Annotated in this window: 16 protein-coding genes and 1 tRNA gene; 10 read left to right on the top strand and 7 right to left on the bottom strand. The window is 64.3% G+C overall.

From position 1 onward, the window contains the following. Window positions 1-79: 79 nt before the first annotated feature. Window positions 80-1,426, bottom strand: a complete 1,347-nt coding sequence (locus C1A15_RS02795; protein WP_101721160.1) for a citrate/2-methylcitrate synthase — start codon at window positions 1,424-1,426, stop codon at window positions 80-82. Between the two features lie 307 nt (window positions 1,427-1,733). Between C1A15_RS02795 and C1A15_RS02790 the strand changes: the two genes are divergently transcribed. The 5 genes from C1A15_RS02790 (at window position 1,734) to C1A15_RS02770 (ending at window position 6,832) form a co-directional block, all read left to right on the top strand. Next, window positions 1,734-3,329, top strand: a complete 1,596-nt coding sequence (locus C1A15_RS02790; RefSeq protein ID WP_245864887.1) for an ABC transporter permease/substrate-binding protein — start codon at window positions 1,734-1,736, stop codon at window positions 3,327-3,329. Window position 3,330: 1 nt separating this feature from the next. After that, a complete protein-coding gene (locus C1A15_RS02785) occupies window positions 3,331-4,155 on the top strand; it encodes an ATP-binding cassette domain-containing protein (protein WP_245864886.1) in 825 nt (274 codons plus the stop codon). Between the two features lie 283 nt (window positions 4,156-4,438). Next, on the top strand, window positions 4,439-5,089 hold the full coding sequence (locus C1A15_RS02780; protein WP_101721159.1) for a TetR/AcrR family transcriptional regulator: 651 nt from the start codon (window positions 4,439-4,441) through the stop codon (window positions 5,087-5,089). Further along, on the top strand, window positions 5,086-6,042 hold the full coding sequence (locus C1A15_RS02775) for an ABC transporter ATP-binding protein (protein WP_101721158.1): 957 nt from the start codon (window positions 5,086-5,088) through the stop codon (window positions 6,040-6,042). Before C1A15_RS02780 ends, C1A15_RS02775 begins: the two co-directional genes overlap by 4 nt. After that, on the top strand, window positions 6,035-6,832 hold the full coding sequence (locus tag C1A15_RS02770) for an ABC-2 transporter permease (RefSeq protein WP_101721157.1): 798 nt from the start codon (window positions 6,035-6,037) through the stop codon (window positions 6,830-6,832). The genes C1A15_RS02775 and C1A15_RS02770 overlap by 8 nt, the downstream gene beginning before the upstream one ends. 41 nt (window positions 6,833-6,873) lie before the next feature. On the opposite strand, the gene C1A15_RS02765 is transcribed toward C1A15_RS02770, so the two are convergent. After that, entirely contained in the window at window positions 6,874-7,299 is a 426-nt protein-coding gene (locus C1A15_RS02765) for a protease inhibitor I42 family protein (RefSeq protein ID WP_101721156.1), read from the bottom strand. Between the two features lie 73 nt (window positions 7,300-7,372). Next, window positions 7,373-7,954: a protease inhibitor I42 family protein gene (locus C1A15_RS02760; RefSeq protein WP_101721155.1), complete on the bottom strand. Its 582-nt coding sequence runs from the start codon at window positions 7,952-7,954 to the stop codon at window positions 7,373-7,375. Between the two features lie 529 nt (window positions 7,955-8,483). Here C1A15_RS02760 and C1A15_RS02755 point away from each other — a divergent pair. The 3 genes from C1A15_RS02755 (at window position 8,484) to C1A15_RS02745 (ending at window position 11,442) form a co-directional block, all read left to right on the top strand. After that, a tRNA-Arg gene (locus C1A15_RS02755) sits at window positions 8,484-8,560 on the top strand. Between the two features lie 175 nt (window positions 8,561-8,735). Next, entirely contained in the window at window positions 8,736-10,088 is a 1,353-nt protein-coding gene (locus C1A15_RS02750; RefSeq protein WP_101721154.1) for a magnesium transporter MgtE N-terminal domain-containing protein, read from the top strand. Window positions 10,089-10,092: 4 nt separating this feature from the next. After that, complete coding sequence (locus C1A15_RS02745; RefSeq protein ID WP_101721153.1) at window positions 10,093-11,442, top strand: Nramp family divalent metal transporter; 1,350 nt, start codon at window positions 10,093-10,095, stop codon at window positions 11,440-11,442. Window positions 11,443-11,492: 50 nt separating this feature from the next. On the opposite strand, the gene C1A15_RS02740 is transcribed toward C1A15_RS02745, so the two are convergent. Continuing rightward, complete coding sequence (locus tag C1A15_RS02740) at window positions 11,493-11,966, bottom strand: Rrf2 family transcriptional regulator (protein WP_101721152.1); 474 nt, start codon at window positions 11,964-11,966, stop codon at window positions 11,493-11,495. A gap of 317 nt (window positions 11,967-12,283) precedes the next feature. On the opposite strand from C1A15_RS02740, the gene C1A15_RS02735 reads away from it, so the two are divergent. Then, window positions 12,284-12,979 carry a 5-formyltetrahydrofolate cyclo-ligase gene (locus C1A15_RS02735; protein WP_245864885.1) on the top strand — a complete coding sequence of 232 codons (696 nt, stop codon included), beginning with the start codon at window positions 12,284-12,286 and terminating at the stop codon, window positions 12,977-12,979. Between the two features lie 371 nt (window positions 12,980-13,350). Beyond that, the gene (locus tag C1A15_RS02730) at window positions 13,351-14,793 is read left to right on the top strand and encodes a helix-turn-helix transcriptional regulator (RefSeq protein ID WP_101721150.1); all 1,443 of its coding nucleotides are present in this window, start codon (window positions 13,351-13,353) and stop codon (window positions 14,791-14,793) included. A 35-nt stretch (window positions 14,794-14,828) separates the two neighbouring features. Here the strand turns inward: C1A15_RS02730 and C1A15_RS02725 are convergent, their stop codons facing one another. From C1A15_RS02725 to C1A15_RS02715, 3 genes are all read right to left on the bottom strand, one after another. After that, on the bottom strand, window positions 14,829-16,373 hold the full coding sequence (locus C1A15_RS02725; protein ID WP_101721149.1) for an FAD-dependent oxidoreductase: 1,545 nt from the start codon (window positions 16,371-16,373) through the stop codon (window positions 14,829-14,831). An 890-nt stretch (window positions 16,374-17,263) separates the two neighbouring features. Continuing rightward, window positions 17,264-18,922 carry a Na+/H+ antiporter NhaC family protein gene (locus tag C1A15_RS02720; protein ID WP_101721148.1) on the bottom strand — a complete coding sequence of 553 codons (1,659 nt, stop codon included), beginning with the start codon at window positions 18,920-18,922 and terminating at the stop codon, window positions 17,264-17,266. 192 nt (window positions 18,923-19,114) lie between these two features. After that, on the bottom strand, window positions 19,115-20,116 hold the full coding sequence (locus tag C1A15_RS02715) for a YdcF family protein (RefSeq protein ID WP_101723661.1): 1,002 nt from the start codon (window positions 20,114-20,116) through the stop codon (window positions 19,115-19,117). Between the last annotated feature and the right edge of the window lie 423 nt (window positions 20,117-20,539).

The raw sequence follows: 20,539 nt of genomic DNA, 5'->3' as shown, positions 1-20,539 counted from the left end.
CAGCAGGGGGAGGAGCGCGCTCTATCGGATGCACCCCGAGTGTTTCACGTGAAACACTCGTTCGCTGCGGGTGCGCGGCCTAGCGGTCGCCCATGGCGACGTAGTCGCGCTTGCCGCTGCGGATGCTCTTGTACGCGGGGCGGATGATGCGCTTGCCCGAGACGATCTCCTCGAAGCGGTGCGCGGCCCAGCCGGACATGCGCGCGCACGCGAACAGCGGCGTGAACAGGTCCTCCGGGATGCCCATCATCGAGTACACGAAGCCGGAGTACATGTCGATGTTCGCGCACATGTCCTTGCTCGTGCCCTTCTCGCGCAGAATCACCTCGGGCGCGAGGCGCTCGATGCTCTCGAGCAAGCGGTACTCGGCCTCGTACTCCGTGCCCATGGCCAGCTTCTCGGCGAACTGCTTGCAGATGATGGCGCGCGGGTCGGACTTCGTGTACACCGCGTGGCCCATGCCGTAAACGAGGCCCGTGTTGTCGAAGGCCTCCTTGTTGACGATCTTCGCCAGGTAGTCGGCCACCTGGCCCTCGTCGGACCAATCGGCCACGTTCTCCTTGAGCTCCTTCTGCATGGCGAGCACCTGGTGGTTCGCGCCGCCGTGCTTCCAGCCCTTCAGCGAGCCGATGGCGCCGGCGTACGTGGAGTACGGATCGGTGTCGGACGAGGTCAGCACCCGCGTGGTGAACGTGGAGTTGTTGCCGCCGCCGTGCTCGGCGTGCAGGCACAGCATGATGTCGAGCATGCGCGCCTCGTCGGCGGTGAACTGGCGGTCGGGGCGCAGCATGGACAGGATGGTCTCAGCCGTGGACTGGCCGGGGACGAAGCGATGCATGATCATGGAGCCGTTGTTGAAGCGCGCCTGCTTCGCATAGTAGGTCAGCACCATGATGCGCGGGAGACGCGAGATGAGCGAGATGGCGGTGTGGATCTCGTGCTCGGGCGAGCGATCCTCGGCTTCGGAGTCGTAGGCGTACAGCAACAGGATGCAGCGCTGCAGCATGTTCATGATGTCGGGCGGCGTGTCGCGCATGATCATGGACGCGGTGAATCCGTCGGGCAGCTCGCGCTCGGCGTCGAGAGCGGCGATGAAGCGATCCAGCTGTTCCTGCGTGGGCAGCTCGCCCATGAGCAGGAGGTACGCGACTTCCTCGAAGTTGAAGCGACGATCGGCGGCATCGGTGCCCAGCAGGTCGTACACGTCGTAGCCGCGATAGCGCAGCATGCCCTCGTCGGCCACCTTCTCGCCGTCGGACACCACGTAGCCGTGGACGTTCGCGATGTTCGTGAGCCCCGCGATAACGCCGGTACCGTCGGCGTTGCGCAAGCCGCGCTTCACGTCGAACTGCTCGTAGCTTGCCGGATCGATAGAGTTGATCGCCTTGAAATTCTCGTACAGAGCGATCTGCTTTTCACTAGCCATGGCGCATCCTTCCTGCCGCGCGAGCGCGGCCCCTCTTCCAAACTGCCGAAATGTACGCGACGACCGCCCTCGAACGTGCGGCCTCTGGTGGATATGGCAGATGGGGAAATACGTCTCTCTTTACTATGATAAAGCGCAGCGGCCCCCTACGCAATGAACACGGGTCGGTTACTCGGGGAAAACCACACGTTCGGTGAACGCGATGCCGACAACCGATGACGGTTGGGCAACACGCCAGCGCCCCCATCGTCGCCAACCAATACTTCCGTACAATGGAAGCGAACGCGTGCGAAAGCGAGGAATACCCTTGATCGAGTCCATGTTCGCCTTGCTCGTCGAAAAGCGCGCTTGGTTTTTCGACCTTCTTCTGCAGCATATCGGCATTTCCTTCATATCCATTGCGCTGGCGGCCCTCATCGGGTTGTCGCTCGGCATCGCCATCGCCGCGTGGCGGCGCGGAGCGAAACCGGTGCTCGCGCTGGTGAACTTCGTGTACACCATCCCGTCCATCGCGCTGTTCGGCTTCCTCATTCCCGTCACGGGCATCGGCGACCTCACGGCCATCGTGGCGCTCACCGTGTACGCGCTGCTGCCGATGGTGCGCAACACGTACACCGGCCTCACCACCATCGACCCCGCCATCATCGAGGCGGCGCGCGGCATGGGTTCCACCGACCGCCAGCTGCTCTACCGCATCGAGTTGCCGCTGGCCGCGCCCATCATCATGAGCGGCATCCGCAACATGGCCACCATGACCATCGCGCTGGCCGGCATCGCCAGCTTCATCGGCGCGGGCGGCCTGGGCGTGGCCATCTACCGCGGCATCACGACGAACGCCCCTGCCATGACGCTGGCGGGCAGCGTGCTGATCGCGCTGCTGGCCATCGTGGTTGACCTGCTGCTGGGGCTGGCCGAGAAGTCGACGCGCCGCCACCTCGAGCCGTCGAGCGCGCGCCATCGCAAGCGCACCGGGACGCAGAAGGGAGCGGGCCAAGGCTTTCGGCGGCGCACGGGCGCCGTCGTAGCCGTGGGCGCGGCCGTGGTGCTGATCGCAGGCGGGGCCTTCGCGTTCGCGAATCGCGGCGGAGGCGACAACGTGGTGAACATCGCGACGAAGCCCATGACCGAGCAGTACATCCTCGGCGAGATGCTGAACACGCTGATCGAGCACGACACCGATCTCACCGTGGAGCTGACGCAGGGCGTGGGCGGCGGTACGTCGAACATCGAGCCCGGCATGGAGAAGGGCGACTTCGACCTCTACCCCGAGTACACCGGAACAGGCTGGAACGCCGTGCTGAAGCATGACAGCACCTACGACGAGTCGATGTTCGACACCATGCAGCAGGAATATGAGTCGCAGCTGAATCTCACGTGGGTGGGCATGTACGGCTTCAACAACACGTTCGGCCTGGCCGTGAGCAAGGACGTGGCCGAACGCTACGGACTGCGCACGTACTCCGACCTCGCGAACGTGGCCGGCGAGCTCGCTTTCGGCGCGGAACCCGACTTCTACGACCGGCAGGACGGCTACCCCGGCTTGCAGGCTGCCTACGGCATGGACTTCGGCACCACGCGCGACATGGACATCAGCTTGAAGTACCAAGCGTTGTTCGAGAACAAGGTGGACGCCATCGTCGTGTCAACCACCGACGGCAAGGTGGCCGACGATCGCCTCGTGGTGCTCGAGGACGACCAGCACTTCTATCCCTCGTACCTCTGCGGCAACGTGGTGCGCCAGGACACCCTGGAGAAGCACCCCGAGCTGCGCGACGAGCTGCTGAAGCTGCAAGGCGCCATCACCGACACCGACATGGCGCGCATGAACAACGCCGTGGAAACGCAGGGGCAGGAGCCGAAAGCAGTGGCCGATGCGTTTTTGACCGAGAAGGGGCTGATGTAGCATGGAAACAGCATCCGCGCATACGCGTTGCACGGAATCCCTCGATGCCGACGGCTTCGCCGCTGCCCAGGACGACGCGTGCGCGCCCGCAGTGGCATTCGAGCAGGTGACCAAGCGCTTCGGCGACGCCGTGGCCGTGAACGACGTGGACCTCGCCATCGAAGAGGGCGCGTTCGTCACCATCATCGGCAGCTCGGGCTGCGGCAAAACCACGCTGCTGAAAATGGTGAACGCGCTGGTGATGCCCGACGAGGGCGACGTGCTCGTACACGGGCAGGCCACGTCGAGCGTCGATCCCATCGAGCTGCGCCGCAACATCGGCTACGCCATCCAAGGCAGCGTGCTGTTCCCCCACCTCAGCGTGGAGCAGAACATCGCGTACGTGCCCACGCTGCTGAACAGCGGCGACAGGGGCCGCACCGAGGCGGCCGTAACGAAGTGGATGGACATCATCGGGCTGCCGCGCGACATCATGGACCGCTACCCCGCCGAGCTGTCGGGCGGCCAGGCGCAGCGCGTCGGCATCGCCCGCGCGCTGGCGGCCAGCCCCGACATCCTGCTGGCCGACGAGCCGTTCAGCGCCGTGGACGCCATCACCCGCAGCAGCCTGCAGGACGAGATCAAACGCATCCACCGGCAGACGGGCATCACCGTGCTGTTCGTGACGCACGACATCGACGAGGCGCTCGACCTCGGCGACAAGGTGCTGGTCATGGAAGCAGGCCGCGCCGTGCAGTTCGCGCCGCCCTGCGAGATCCTGCGCAGCCCCGCCACCGAATTCGTCGACCGCCTGGTAACCCGCAAGCGCACCGTGTACGCACGCTAGCGGCGAGCGAGGTCAACGAATGCGTCGCGTCGCGTACGCTCATTCGCCTCAAACACACGCATAACGCGCACGAGGCGTGTGTTTGGGGCGAATGCGTTCACGTGCTGCGTGCGGGCGCCTTGCGCGCAGGATGACAATGGGGCCGCCTTCCCCCTTGCAGGCGACGACGAAAAATTTCCTCCTTTCACCCCCTTCTAAAAAATAGTCAACGGGGTAGCATGATCTCCAATCCGTTGACCGAGCGGTCAACGGCCGCAGAGCGGCAGGAAGGGAGGCGGCGGCAATGAGCGCAACGGACGATAGGGGGCATGCGGACTTCAGCAAGTTCGAGAACCTCCCCGAACAGCGACGCGAGGCTATCGTCAACGCCGCCGTGGAAACGTTCGGTCGATGCGACTACAAAAGCGCTTCGACCGAGGACATCGCACGACGCGCTGGCATCTCGAAGGGCCTTCTGTTCTTCTACTTCAAGAACAAGAAGGAGCTGTACCTCTACCTCATGGAGCACCTCATGGAGAAGGTGTCCGATCTGGTGGTGGACGACGGATTCTACGAGATCGACGATTTCTTCGATCTGCTCGTGTACGCAGCTGAAACCAAGCGCAAGGTGCTTTCGCGTTTCCCCTACCTGCTGGAGTTCTCCGTCCGGGCCTTCTACCCGGAGCACAAAGACATCAAGGACACGATGGACAGCTGGACGCAGCGGCAAATCGACCTGATGTTCTCCACGTACTTCAAGAACGTGCGGTTTGACCGGTTCCGCGACGACATCGACCCGAAGTACGTGCTCGACCTGCTGATTTGGCTGGCTGACGGCTACCTGCACCAGCAGCGCGCCCTGCATCAGCGCCTCGACATGGATGCGATGCTGGACGAGATGTACCGCTGGTGCGACATGCTGAAAGCCTATTCGTACAAGGAGGAATACCGATGAGCGCAACAATCGGCCCCGCGATTGCGATCGAGGGGCTCAAGAAAGATTACGGAAGCGGGCGCGGCGTGTTCGGCGTGTCGTTTGCCGTGGAGCGGGGCGAGGTGTTCGGCTTTTTGGGACCGAACGGCGCCGGCAAGACGGTGACCATGCGCAACCTCATGGGCTTCATCCGCCCTGATGAGGGCACCGTGAACATCAACGGCCTGAACTGCTTCAGCCAGCGCGCCCGCATCCAGGAGCACCTGGGCTACCTGCCCGGCGAAATCGCCTGCATGGACGAGATGACCGGCGCGGCGTTCCTGGAATTCATGGCGCGCATGAAGAAGCTGCGCGACCGCACGCGCATGGAGCAGCTGATCGAGTACTTCGAGCTGGATCCCGCGCGGCGCATTCGCAAGATGTCGAAGGGCACGAAGCAGAAAGTGGGGCTGGTCTGCGCGTTCATGGCCTCGCCCGACATCGTCCTGCTCGACGAGCCCACGAGCGGCCTCGACCCCCTCATGCAGAGCCGCTTCATCGACCTCGTGCTGGAAGAGAAGCGCCGCGGCACCACCATCTTGCTGTCGTCGCACCTGTTCGAGGAGGTCGAGCGCACGTGCGATCGGGTGGCGTTCATCCGCGGGGGCAAGCTGGCCGCCGTAGAGCGCATGGACGACGTGCGGAAGTCGCGCAAGCGCATGTTCGTCGTCACGTTTGCCGACGAGGCCGCGCGCGACCGCTACGCGGCGGCCCACCGCGACACCGGTGTCAGCGTGCAGAAACAGGGGACGACCAGCGTGGAAACGGCCGTGTCCGGCAACCTCGACGCGTTCGTGAAGGACCTGGCCGCGTACGAGATCGTCGATCTCACCGCGCGCGAGCAGACGCTCGAAGAGCTGTTCATGCACCTGTACGGCACCTTCGGCGACGCGTCGAACCGCAGGTCGGGGTTGAAAGGAGGCTCCCATGAATAAGACGCTGTTCGCGAAGGAGCTGCGCGCCAACCTGTTCGTCAGCGGCATCATCGCCGCGGTGCTGGCTATGTACATCGGCATGATCGTGAGCATGTTCGATCCCGAGCTGGGCGAGAGCCTCGATCTCATGATGCAGAGCATGCCCGAGGTGTTCGCCGCATTCGGCATGTCGACGCAGGCCACCACCCTTATCGACTTCATGCTGAACTACCTGTACGGGTTCCTGCTGACCATCTTCATCCTCGTGCTGATCCTGATTATGGTGAACAAGCTGATGGTGCGCTACCTCGATCGCGGCGCGATGGCGTACCTGCTGGCAACGCCGAACAGCCGCACGCGCATCGCATGCACGATGATCGGCGTGATGGTGGCTATCCTTGCCGCCCTCATGGTGGCGGTTACGGCGCTCGAGGTGGGATTCGCCGAGACTCTGTTCCCCGGCGAGCTGGACATGCAGGCGTTGTTGCAGGTGAACGCGGGGCTGTTCGCGCTGTGGCTGGCTATCGCGGGCCTGTGCTTCCTGTCGGCCTGCCTGTTTTCGAACGCCACGGCGGCTCTGTGGGCGGGCGGCGGCCTTTGCATCCTGTTCTTCCTCATGCAGATGGTGTCGAAGGTGGGCGACAAGTTCGAGTTCCTGGAGAACGTCAACCCCTTGACGCTGTTCGACTACTACGGCTTGGCCGCAGGCGACGCGTCGGCAGTCGGCGGCGCGATTGCACTGGCCGCGAGCGCGGTGGCGCTGTTCGCCGCGGCAGTGGCGGTGTTCGACCGCCGCAACCTCAGCATCTAGCGACTTGGGAGGGACGGCGCGCTGCCGCCCCTCCCTGCGCGTTAGGCCTGCTCTTCGACCTTCGTGAACGCGCCGTTTTCGACCGTCGTCTTGAGCACGACCGTCTGGTCGTCGTCGGAAGCCTCCCACGAGCGCGCATACGTGAACGTGATGGCGGCCTCGCCCGATCCGTCGGCCTTGAAGTTGAAGGTGTGCACGCCGCCCTCGCCCGTTTTGGGCTGAGCGCCGTCGCTCGCGGGGATGAACTCGTCGCCGTCGGGCTGCACGCCCTCGCCGTCGATCTGGTAGGTCCACTCGTATCCCGTTGTGGGATTCGCGTCCAGCTTGACCTCCAGAGCGCCCTGGCTGAATTTCGCCGAGCCCTGGGTGATCTCCACCTCCGAGCCCGCGGACGCGCATCCCGCGGCAAGCGCGACGAAAGCCGCCATGCACACCCCGACCAGCGCGAGTTTCAGATGCTTCTTCATAGCGTCGCTCCCTTCGTCGTGCCTTTTGACGCGCGCGTTGCCGCGCCGTCCCCCGCATTATACGGGGAATGCGCTATTCCTGGACGCTCACGTTCGTGAACGCGCCGTTCTCCACTGTCGCCTTCACCACGATGGTCGTCTTCACGTCGTTCGCGTCAGACGTGTTCGCCAGCTTCATCGTGATGGTGGATTCGCCGTTGTTCTGGTCGTCGGCCAGGAAGCCGAACACGTGCATGCCGGCCGAGCCTACCACGTCGTTGGCGTTCTGGTCGTTGTAGTCGGAGGACGGGATGTCGGCGTCGGTGTCCTTCAGCACGGTGTTGCCGTCAACCTCGGCCGTCCACTGGTATTCGACGTTCGCGTCGGAATCGAGCAGCGCAAGCATGTCGCCCTGGGAATAGGCTACCCAGCCGTTCGAGACCTTGAGCACGGTGCCGTCGCCCGTCTCGTTCGCGTCGTCGTTGGCGTTGTTGTCGCTGTTGGCGTTGTCGCCGCCGCCGTTGTTGTCCTGGCTTTCGTTCTGGCCGGCGGCGTCGTTGCTGGCGCTGTTGTCCGTGGCCGCGTTGTTGTCGCTCGAGCAACCGGCGACGGCGAACAACGCCAGCACCAGGGCGGCAAGCACGCCGATCATCGACCATTTTGCAGTCTTCGTCATAAGAAGCCTCGCTTTCTACGTTGGATTAGGACGCGTTCCGACCCATCGTATGCGCGCCCGCCCGCGCCGAGGCTGAGTAACGGAGCCTGTCAACACCCCGCAACGGGAACGAATGTTTCACGTGAAACATTCGCATAACGCCGGAAGGCATGCGAAACGGGTCGCGAATGCACGAAAATGCACGCTGCGAAGCTCCTCGAGCGTGTTAGGGCGCCGTTTCGCCGCAAGGAACGACGAGCCGTTTGCACCACCTGGGGTTTCATCCACCGCAAACTCGCTCGGCCCGCCGTTTGCAGCTCCGGAAGCTTCACAGCGTGCATTTTTGTGCATTCGGAGGTCGGTTTTCGTGCAAGCGCGCCGCGCGCTTCGCACAGCAGCGGCTTCCGCACGAGAAAAAACCCGCGCTCGTTCGACTATCTCTTCGTTTCCCCTGCTCAATAACCAACTTGGTGCACTTTTTCAAAATCTCGCAAAAAGTCGTTGACAGCATAGGACAATACCGGCATAATAACTTTTGCTGTTTCGACGTGCGCCGTTACCTCAGCTGGATAGAGGGACTGACTACGAATCAGTACGTCGGGGGTTCGAATCCCTCACGGCGCACCATTTCAGCTTCTTATTCCGCAACGACTGGCAGCAGCACGTGCGGATTTTTTATTGGTCAGGGAAAGGAACGTACTTGAAGGTTCGAAAATCGAAACCTCACAGTAAGTAGTTCATCCTTCGCCTTCCCTTACGCCGGCGGTCGAAGGATCGCTACGTGTTAGTAAGGGAACATACTATGCTCTATCTCTCTCAAATGATGGGGAAGCCCGTCGTGGATACCGAGGGCGAGAAGATCGGCACGATCTCCGACCTGGCGATTTCCACCGGCGAAGTGTTTCCGCGCATCACGAGCCTGGCCTTCCAGGGGCCCGGCAAGGTTCCGTTCATGATCTCGTGGCGCAAGTACGTCGACACGTTCGACGAGGACGGGATCACGCTCAACGCCGAAGCTCACGACATCCGCTTCAGCTATCTGCAACCTGACGAGGTTCTGCTGGCACGCGACCTGCTGAACCGTCAGATCGTGGATACGCAGGGCATGAAGGTCGTGCGCGTCAACGATCTCAAGCTGTCCGTGTCCGGCTCGCAGCTGCGCCTGCTGGGCGCCGAAGTGGGCGCGCGCGGCATTCTGCGCGGCTTGGCCCCGTGGCTCGAGCGCGCCGTGGTGGCCGTGGCGAAGGTGTTCGGCAAGAAGATCGACGAGCAGATCATCGCCTGGAACTACATGGACCTGCTCGACCGCGACCTGTCCGAGGTGCAGCTGTCCGTCACGCACAAGCGCCTCGACGAACTGCACCCCGCCGACGTGGCCGACATCCTCGAGCAGCTGGATCCGCAGCAGCGCGCCAACGTGTTCCAGCATCTCGACGACGCGCAAGCCACCGAGGCCATCTCGGAGATGGACGACGAGTACCAGGCCGACTTCATCGAAGACCTCGACGACGCACGCGCCGCCGGCCTTTTGGGCGACATGGACCCGGACGACGCGGCCGACATCGTGCGCGACCTGTCGTACGAGAAGGCCGAGACGCTGCTGCGCCTCATGGGCGTAGAGGACGCCACCGAGATCCGCCGCCTGCTGGGCTACAAGGACGGCACGGCCGGCGGCATGATGACCACGCAGTTCGTGTCCGTGAAGGCCGACAATACCGTGGGCGAGACCATCGAGGTGCTGCGCGAGCTGGACGAAGACCACCCCACCGTGCATTACGTGTACGTGCTGAACGACTACGACGAGTTCGTGGGCGTGCTGAGCTTGCGCACCCTCGTGCTGACCGACGACGCCAGGCCCGTGCGCGACGTCATGTTCGACGACGTGATCTCGGCGACGCCGGATGAGACGGAAGAAGACGTGGCCGCCGACATCTTCAAGTACGAGCTGCCCGCCATGCCCGTGGTGGACGAGCACGGCGTGCTGCTGGGCATCGTCACCGTCGACGACGCGTGGGACGCCATCGAGGAGGACGTGAGCGGCGACAAGACGAAGGCCACCCTGCTCAAGGTGCTGGGCGGCCTCGTGGCGGCCATCCTGTTCCTCGCGCTGTACACGCTCGTCCTGCTGCAGATCATCGGCTACGCCGGGAGGTAGCGCCATGATGATGAAGAAGGACGAGAAGCTCGAGCTGCGCGCGGGGACGAAGGCTTCCGAGACCGCAATGGTCGAGCTGGACGGGAGCGCGGCCGAGCTTGCCGAAGCGCCCGCCGCAATCGAGAAGAAGCAACCCAAGAAGATCTGGCTGCTGCTGGCCGCGCTGGGCCCCGGCATCGTCACCGCGATGGCCGGCAACGACGCCGGCGGCATCTCCACCTATTCCACCGTGGGCGCGAAATTCGGCTTCGCCACGCTGTGGGTCATCCCCATCATGTGCATCCTGCTCATCGTGGTGGAAATGACGGCCGCGCGCATGGGCGCCGTCACCGGCAAGGGCTTCGCGGCGCTCATCCGCGAGCGCTTCGGCATCCGCCTGACCGCGCTGGCCATGCTGGCGCTGCTCATCGGCAACGTGGCCACCACGTTCTCCGAGTTCGCCGGCATCGCAAGCGGCATGGAGATGTTCGGCGTGTCAAAGTACCTGGCCGTGCCCGTGGCGGCCGTGGCGGTATGGCTGCTCGTGGTGGGCGGCAGCTACAAGCGCGTGGAGAAGGTGTTCCTCATCCTGTCGCTGGTGTTCGTCACGTACATCGTGGCGGCGTTCATGGCGCAACCCGACTGGAACAACGCGCTGACCAGCACCGTCGTGCCGCACATCGTGAACGATCAGAGCTTCGTGTCGCTGGTCATCGCGATGATAGGCACCACCATCGCGCCGTGGATGATGTTCTTCAACCAGAGCAACGTCGTGGAGAAGGGCGTGTCGGTGAAGGACCTGTTCTCGCAGAAGGTGGATGTGATCGCCGGCACCATCGCCGCCTGCCTCGTGGCGTGGTTCATCATCGTGACCACCGGGTCGGTGCTGTTCCCTCAAGGCATCGAGATCGAGTCGGCAGCCGACGCGGCGCGGGCGCTCGCGCCCTTCGCGGGGCACTATGCCGAGGCGCTGTTCGCCATCGGCTTGATCGCCGCATCGTTCTTGGCCGCCTGCGTGCTTCCGCTGACCACGGCGTTCGTCATCTGCGAAGCGTTCGGCTGGGAAGCGGGTGTTTCGTTCAAGTGGAAAGAAGCGCCGCTGTTCAAGAGCATTTTCACGTTCGTGATCGCGTTCTCGGCCGTCATCGTGCTGGTGCCGAACATCGACCTCATGGGCGTGATGCTGACCGCCCAGTTCGTCAACGGCCTCGTGCTGCCCGTGCTGCTGGTGTTCATGGCCATCATCGCCGCGGACAAGCGGGTTATGGGCGCGTATCGTTCGCGCATCGTGTCGCGCGTGCTCATCTGGGTCACCGTGGGCATCGTCACCGTGCTCACCGCCGTGCTGCTGGTGATGCAGGTGCTGGGCATCTAGACCCCGCGTCGGGGTCAAAAGGAGTGCAGCCGCCGGGCTGCGTTGACGCGTTACTTGGCGTCAACCAGGCGGCGGCTTTCGTCCTTGAGTCGTTCGGCCAGAAACATGCGGCTGTTGTCGCCGTTGCGTGCGCAATCGAGCAGCATCTGCACCGTCAAGCTGGACAGGTAGGCGTCCATGCTTTCTTCGATGAGATCGTACGCCTGCTTGATTTCCTGCACCATCGCCCCGCCCTTGCGGGCATCGCGCTTCGCGCGCGTGGACTGCTTGGCGTCGTCGTCGAGCGCCTCCATGATTTCCAGCACGTTCGTGTCGGCCGGGTCTTTCGCGAGGCGGTAGCCGCCGTGCTTGCCCGGACGGGCCTCGATGATGCCCGCGTTGCGCAGCAGCTGGGCCAACTGGATAAGGTAGTCGCGCGGGATGGACATATCCTCGGCGATGTCTTTAGAGGAGCATGTGGTACCTTGCGCAGCCAAGTACAAGATGGCGCGCATACCGTAATCGGTGGATGCCTTGAGTTGCACTGCTGTCTCCTAACTCTACGTCGCTCGGCACGCATGATGCCTGGTGAGCGACCTACTTATATATGCCTGGCAGTCAATTTTCCCTTAGAAAACAACAAACGACGCATTCGCAGCGTCGTTCGCGTTCGTGCACCCTTGCGGCTGCGAGGGGAACCATCTAAGGTGGTTCGAGTGTACCCAATGCAAAATGATTATAGCAAGGTCAATGATGGGTTTGCAGGTCAAATCGAATTGAAACGGTTACGTTTGCGCTAACTCCCCACACCTCCGCCATTATCGTGCAACGGCGCCGTTACGTCGATGCTATACTGCGGCATATGGAGACGAAAAAACAACTGCGCTCGCGCGTGCTCGCACGGCGCGACGCGCTGCCGGAAGAGGTGCGGGCGGGCAAGAGCGCAGCTATTTGCGCGCGGCTGGAGCAGGAGTTGGCCGACGCGCTCGAGGGAGCGCCGGGCGGCACGAGCGTTGCGGGCGCGGGGACGGGGGCCGCCGGGGCGCCGGGCGGCGCTGGTGCGGGCGGGTGGACGCCGACTGTGGCCGTGTTCGCGTCGATGCGCAGCGAGGTGGACACGCGCGCTTTCGTGGACGCGGCGTATGAGCGCGGCTGGCGCGTGTGCTTCCCCTGCATGGTGCGCGAGGACGCCGGCTCCGCCGGGGCCGAGGCCGCCGCGCCGTCGCGCATGGCGTTCTACCGCGTGGAGCGCGAGCAGCTTGAAGCAGCGCGGACGGGATTCCTCGGAGCCCCCCTTCGCTGCCTAGCGTGCGCAGCGCTTGAGCGCGACGGGTATCACGCCGTGGCGCCCGGCGAGCTCGATGCGGTGGTGGTGCCGCTCGTGGCCTTCGACGACGCCGGGCGCCGCCTCGGCTATGGCGGCGGCAACTACGACCAGCTGCTCCCCCGTCTGCGCTCCGATGCCGTGGTGATGGGCGTGGCCTTCGACGAGCAGCGCGTGGACGTCGTTCCCTGCGAACCCCACGACGTGACGCTCCCTCGCGTGGTGAGTGCATAGAGGGAGCGGGACCAAACGCGCTCGCAAGCGCCGCCGTACGCTTCCCCGCCGCCGCCCCGCCGCGAGGATGTTTCACGTGAAACATCCGTTCGATGAAAAACGCAGCAACGAGCCCTTCCTTCCCCCTTCTGCACTCGGTGTTAGCACAAAATCGTATGTATGAACGATTCTGCCGACCAAAATGCGTCATGCGAGAAAGAAACACCTGGTCAGATTTTTCTCTATAACGAAACATCGTTCATAAACGCGATTTTGTGCTAACACCGATCGTTTCGCGGGAGCCTGCGGAGACACCTTGCCCCTCCCCAACGCCCGGACCGCGGGTGCGTTATAGTGGGGCGCGACCGTTTCGCGCAATCAGAGAGGCATCAATGACCGCGCACGCTTCCGACAAAACGAGAGTCCTCGCCCTCGCCATCGTGGCCACCCTCGGGTTCGGCCTGCTGCAGGGCGCGCGACTGCTCGATCTTAACACCGGGCCGTACAGCCCCAGCCCGTACGCCATCGTGGGTCTCGTCGCCGACGGCCTCACGTTCATCGTCGTCGCCGTGCTTTCGTACCTCGGGCGCATCGATCGGGCACGTCCGCTGTTCGTGGCGGCCGTCGTCGTCAGCTCGATATACGCGCTACTGGTCGCGTCGGGCAGCACGGGCGACGCCGCGCTCATCGCCATGCAGGTGACGGCGGGCATGGGCTGGTCGCTGTCCATCCTCTGCTGGATGGAGGTGTTCACGAGCTATCGGCCGAGGATGTCGCTTCTCATGATAGCCGCCGCGTACCTTGTCGACACGCTGCTCCCCCCGCTGACCAGCTCCCTGTTCCCCGGCGGGCGCACCGTCATGCTGCTGGCGTCGTTCGTCCTTTCGACTGTCGCCCTGTTGTGGTGTTTACGCAACAACGCGTTCGTCGCCCAGCAGATGAAGGAATCGGTCGTGCCCGCCACATCGATGGCGGAGGCGCTGTCGCGCACGAAGCGCGCGGTGGTCGGCACGTTCGCGTTCTCGCTGATCTGCGGATTCGTGATCGAGCTCGACATCCACAACAACCTGCAGTACGCGCAGACCGATCTCACCGGCCTGTTCGGCATCATCGCGGCCGTCGCCATGCTTGTGGTGCTGCTGGTGGCGAAGCCACGCAAGGCGAACATCGACTACATCACGCCCGTCACCGCGCTGTGCCTCGTCACCATCCTGCTGTACCGCAGCCTCAACGTCGCCGACGGGCACGTGGCGGGGTCGCTGATGACTGCGTTCCTCATCTCGTTCTACGTGCTGCTGTGGCTCATGTTCATCAGCGAGGCCAACGAGCGGAAGCTGCCCGCGTTCTTCCTGCTGGGACTGGCGCTGGGCGTTGCACGGCTCTCGGTGGCGCTGGGACGCTTCACGGCGCAGACGCTGCTGGAGCGCACGGGCGTCGATCCGCAGCTGGCGCTCGTCGGATCGGTATGGCTGCTGGTGGCCACGTTGGCGCTCATGTTCTGCAGCTACCTTCGGTATGCGGCGAAGCGGGGCGCGGCGGATGCCGGGAAGTCCGGAGCCTTCGCCGACGAGCCGCCCGCCAGCGCGCCCGCGCACCTGGGCGCAGGCGACGCGCTGGCGCAGATACGGGAAACCTACGGGCTGACCGCCCGCGAGCACGAGGTGATTGCGGAGTTCGCAGCGGGCCGCAGCGCCCGCGCCATCGCCGAGCGCTTCACGCTGTCGGAGCACACCGTGAAGACCCACTTGCGCCACGCCTACGCGAAGATGGACGTACATTCGCGCCAAGACCTGCTCGACCTCATCGAGGAGACGGACGCTGCCGCGAGGAGCTGAGAAGCATCCTGCGGCAGCGCCCGTTCGGGAGGGGTTTACGCCGTGGCGAGCGCGGCGCCCGTCAGGCGGCCCATGGTGAGCGCGCTCGAGTTGGAGCAATGGCGCACGAAGCTGCGGTTGTACATGAAGCGGTGCGTGGCCTCGCCCACCGCGAACAGGCCGGGGATGGGGCTTCCGTCCTCGCCGAGCGCCTGGCAAGATGCGTCGGTCTTCACGCCGCCCATCGTAGCCACGTAGGACGGCACGAACTTCACCAGGTAGAACGGCCCGTCGCCGTACGCCGCCAGCATGTCGGCCTTCTTGCCGAACGCCTCGTCCACGCCTGCAGCGGCGGCCTGCTGATACGCCTCGAACGTGGCGACCAGCTGCGGGGCGGCCGCAGCGGCGGCCAATTCCTCAACCGAATCGGCCTTCAGCGCGTCGCCCGTGGACAGGCCCTTCTCGATGAGCGCGGCCACCTCGGCGTTCGAGCTGTCGAACAGCACGTAGTACGGACCCGCCTGGCTGTCGGTCATGGACGTGGCCAGCGCCGTCACCGGGGCCGCTTCGTTCACGAAGCGCGCACCCGTGGCGTCGACGAGCATCTTCGACGACGTGGCCGCGCCTTCCATGCCCGTGTCGCACAGCTTCTTGAAGCCCGCGTCGGCCTTCGTCAACGCACGCGTGGGCATGATGACGTTCGGGATGACCCACGGATCCTCGTACAGCGCAGCGCCGATGGCAGAGGCCATGGTCATGCCGTCGCCCGTGTTCATCGCGTTGCCCAGGTATTGGAAGCCCATCTCGTTGATGGCGGGAACCAGCTTGTCGCAGTACTCCGCGCTGCCGCCGAAGCCGCCGGTGGCCAGCACCACGGACTTCGCGCGCAGCTCCTGGGTGCCGTCGGGGCCCTTCACCTTCACGCCAACCACGGCATCGCCGTCCTTGACCAGCTCCGTCGCCTCGGTCGAGAGCATCGTCTGCACGCCCAGGCGCTCGAACTCGGCCGCGAACACGTTCGCCAACTGCACGCCAGCCTCGGTGGCAGGGTCGGCGCTCACATCGGGCTTCACCGTATCGGTGCCCACCATCTCCTTCGTGAACGACTTCTCGAACGTGATGCCCATCTGCTCGACCCATGCGATGGTGGCGCAGCTTTCCTCCATGAGGTGCTGCATGCGGTCGTAGTCGGGGTACGGCGCGTCCACCTTGCCGATTTCGGTGAGATCGCGGTACCGGGCGACGAACTGGTCCATGGTATCGGGCGCTTCGGAGTCGTAGCGCCAGTCGGCCTGGTTCTCGGGAACCTGGGCGATGGACACGTTGCCCTTGGATGTGAGGAACGTCGACGTGAGGAAAGGCGCCTTATCGACGAGGATCACGCGGGCGCCGTTCTGCGCTGCGGAAATGGAGCATGCCGCGCCCGCCAGGCCCGAGCCGATGACGACGATGTCGGCCTCCGTCGCCTCGCTCGCGGCTGCGCCTGATGCGCCGTCCTGCTTCTTGGATTCAGGTTGCGGGCTGCATCCGGTCAGCGCGAGCGACCCGCCCAGCACCATAGCGCCTACAACGAACTGCCTTCTGGTGAACATGCTCCCCATTGCTCTCTCCTCTCGTAGATAGGCGGCCGAGCCGCCCCGAACGACCCGCACTATACGACGGAGCGGAGGGCGCACCATCGCACGAAAGGATGTAACTTCCGATCGCACGAAACGAGGGAGAGGCCTCCAACCTGGGGAATTTTCATGCGATGCGGCGTGGTGTGGCGTGGTGCGGTGCGGCGTGACGCGATGCGAGGAAACGGCGTTTCACGTGAAACGCTCGCGTCCGCCGTTAAACCAATATCGACACGACCTCTTCCCAGAACCGCGGCTCCACGGCGAAACGGCCGTTTTCCGCCACGATTTTTCGATACTGTACGACCCTTGTCCGAAGATGATGGCAAAGAAAGCCGTCCGACTTGGTCGTTCGCTTTCTGGGACAACCGCGCACGGTCGATACGGTGCTCCGATTCGTACCGTATCGAAAAATCGTGGCGGGATGACGGAATCCACCGCCAAGCCGCCCTCGGCACCCCGCCAGCCGACCCGCAGCCCGCGTCTCCGATCGGACGAAGCTCATGCCACTGTTGGTTTAACAGCAGACGCTCGCTCGACTAGCACAAAATCGCAGTTATGAACGATTTTGGCGGTAAGAAAGCATCGCGCGCAAGAGAAAGCCCAGGTCGCGATTTTCGCTGAGGCATAGAATCGTTCATAACTGCGATTTTGTGCTAGGCGCGTGAGTGCCATCCAGAGCGGAGGCCGCAGGCCGGAGTCGAAGGATCCTGCGCGGCGCCAGGGGGGGTCGGCGGGCGGGCCAGGGGAGGCCAGGGGAGCAGTTGGCGGCGGCGCTGGTGGACACCAGGGGTGGGCGGCGGCGGTGGACACCAGCGGGCGGCGCCAGCGCGGGGGCCCCGGCCTTTCCGCCGCAGCCCCCGCGCGCTCGCGCGTTACGCCTTCACCGCTCCGTACTTCGAGCGATGGAGCACCAGCACGGCGGCGATCATCAGCACCGCGCCCACCACGAGCGCGATCCACGGATTGCCGGTGAAACCGGCGATGATGTAGCCCACGAGACACACGGCGGCAACCACCGACGCGTACGGCAGCTGCGTGGCCACGTGACGCAGGTGGTTGCACTGCGCACCGGCCGACGACAGGATGGTCGTGTCCGAAATAGGCGACACGTGGTCGCCGTACACCGCGCCGCCCAGCGTGGCGCCGATGGCCACGAGGAACAGCGGATCCTGAGCCGGGAACACGCCGATGACGATGGGCAGAATGAGCGCGATGGTGCCCCACGACGTGCCCATGGCGAAGCCGATGAACGCGGCCACGATGAAGATGACGGCAGGCAGCAGCGCCAGCCCCACGCCGATGCTGTTCAGGAAGCCGCTGACGAACTCGCCGGTTCCCAGCAGGTAGCGGCACGTGCCGCCCAGGCTCCACGCCAGCACGAGGATCATGATGGCGCCCACCATGGAGCGCACGCCCTCGGCCACGCCGTCCATGTAGCCCGACAGCGTCATCAGCTTGCGCGGCAGGAACATGGCCGCCGTCACCACGAGCGCCACGCACACGCCGATGCACAGGCCGAACACCGGGTTCTCGCCCACCGCCGTGGCGAAGTCGACGCCCTGGAAGAAGCCGCCCGCGTACAGCATGCCCAGAATCGAGAAGATGATGAGCACCACAATGGGCACGATCAGGTCGAACACGCGGCCCTTATCCGAGATGGACATGCCCTTGAATTCCTCGACCGCGATCTGCGCGGCCTCGTCGAGCTCGTCCTCCTCGGCGATGACCGTGTCCAGCTTCAGCGGCAGCGCGTCGGCCGCGTCGCGATCGGAGATGCCCACCGTGGACATCGACTCGAGCGCGCTGTCCTTCGGCGGAATGCGATGCTGCTGGTCAGACGGCTGCGCGACCTCGGCCTCGGCCACGCGCATGGGGCCGAAGTCCTTCTTCGACGCGCACATGAAGAAGACGAACACGATAGTGAGCAGCGCGTAGAAGTTGTACGGGATGGACTGGACGAACGTGGTGAAGCCGCCCTCACCCAGGTAGCCGCCCACGGCCACAGCCCACGACGACACGGGCGCGATGATGCAGATGGGCGCCGCGGTGGAGTCGATGATCCACGCCAGCTTCTCGTGGCTGATGTTGAAGCGGTCGGTGACGGGGCGCATGACCGCGCCCACCGTGAGGCAGTTGAAGTAGTCGTCCACGAAGATGATGATGCCCAGCACCGCGGTCAGCACCTGCGCCATCTTCGCGTTCTTGATGTGCGTGGACACCCATTCGGCGTACGCACGCGAGCCGCCGGCAGCCGCGATGACCACCACGAGCGCGCCCAAGAGCGCAAGGAACAGCAGCAGCGCCCCGTTGCCGGCTATCTGCTCGGCCATCATCTGCGGCACCATGGTGAACGAGTCGACGAGCGGCTCGACGCCCACGCCGTTGAGCGAGAACTGGTAGATCACCATGCCCACGAACACGCCGATGGCGAGCGAGGAATACACCTCCTTCGTGATCAGCGCCAGGCCCAGCGCCAGAATCGGCGGTATGATCGACCATACCCCCGTGCTAATGAGGTCAAACCCTTCCATATGCGTCCCCTTCGTCGTGCAATTCGCCGAACGGCATGCACGTGGTTCCGCCTTCATCCTCGCCGCGCTTCTCCCAACGCGATGCTTGAGGACGCAGGCCGAATCGCCGTCGCTCGGCACCAGTCGCTTTAGTATACAAGCACGCGCGATAAAGGGGCTAGGAAAACGCCGATGTTTTTAGTCTGCGACGCGTTACAACTGAAAAAGGGCGACGGCGGCGAAGGGCAGCCAGAGCACGAAGATCGCCACGAACGGCCAACGATGGGCGTTGCTGACGGCCACGAACTCGCGGATGAATGCGGTGGGCCAGAAGTAGCGCGCAGTCCTGCTGCCCACGCCGTCGGCGGCGAGCCCGATCTTGTGCGCGTACTCGGCGGTGCGGAACACGTGGTAATCGCTGGTCACCACGGCGGCGCGGTACGCGCCCGCGCCCGATCGCGCGTCCATGATGGCCTTGGAGTTGCGCAGGTTCTCCATCGTGGTGGTCGAACGGTCCTCCTCGATGATGGCGTCGGCAGGCACGCCGCGCTCCTCGATGAGGTACGTGCGCATGGCCTCCGCTTCCGACACGGCCTCGTCGGCGCCTTGGCCGCCCGACGCGATGATGACCGCGCGGCGCCCGTCGGCCTCCCAGAGCTCGACGGCCTTGTCGAGGCGCGCGGCCAGCAGCGGCGTGGGCTTCGTTCCCGACAGGCCCGCGCCGTGCACGACGATGTAGTCGTAGTCGCGGCGCTTCGGCAACCGTCGGTACAGCCACGAGTACAGCAGCAGCGCCGAGAACGTGAACGCCACGTACGAGCCCTCCATGATCACGAGCAACGCCAGCGCCAGCACGATCGGCGTAACCCGCATAAGCAAGAACAGCGGCGCTGCCACGCACACGAACACGATGAACAGCGCGAACAGCCCCGGCAGCAGATGCGATAGGCTGAGCCCCTCGCGTTTGACCACCACGAAGGTGTTCGCCAGCAGGAACACGACGAGCGCCACCGTGCCGAACGGGATAGCCGCCAGCCCGATGAGCACGAGCCACGGAAGCTCGAACTGAATGGACATCCCGTAGAACGCGAACAGACACAACAGCAGGAAGTACAGCGCGTTGCGGAACTGCCGCGGCTCCTTGCGGAAGTTCTTGATGAACAGGAACCCGAACACGAGTGCGGGAAAGTATATGAGAAACAGTGTGAAAAGCATGGGTAGGCTTCCGACGGGGTACAGAAGGATAGGCACGGTCATCGATAGTATAGCGTTCGACGCTCCGCCGTCATCGAATTGTTCCTTTAGGGCCGGGCATCGCCCGCGGGCACCTGCACCTGCGGAGCGCGCCCGACGAACGGATGTTTCACGTGAATCACGCGAGAGTTCGGCCAAGCAAATGGCGAGCAAATGAGATCCGACTCGGCTTTGGCGCGGATGGTCCCGCAGCGCTCCTGGTCAGAAGCGCTGCGGGAGACGAATCGACCCTGGAGCGCTCGGCGCGAGGCATCGAGCGCTCCCAGAAAAGCAAATGACGAGCAAATGAAAACCGCGTGCACGCCGCCAGGCGCCCGTGACGCCCGCGAGCGCACCCGCCGCGCAGCCGCGCCGGGCCCACTCGCGGCGCGCCCGCGCGCGGAC

It is taken from the genome of Eggerthella timonensis, assembly GCF_900184265.1.
In the GTDB taxonomy this organism is placed as follows: domain Bacteria; phylum Actinomycetota; class Coriobacteriia; order Coriobacteriales; family Eggerthellaceae; genus Eggerthella; species Eggerthella timonensis.
Note: the sequence above shows the minus strand (reverse complement) of the source record. Positions and strands in the feature narration are given on the sequence as shown.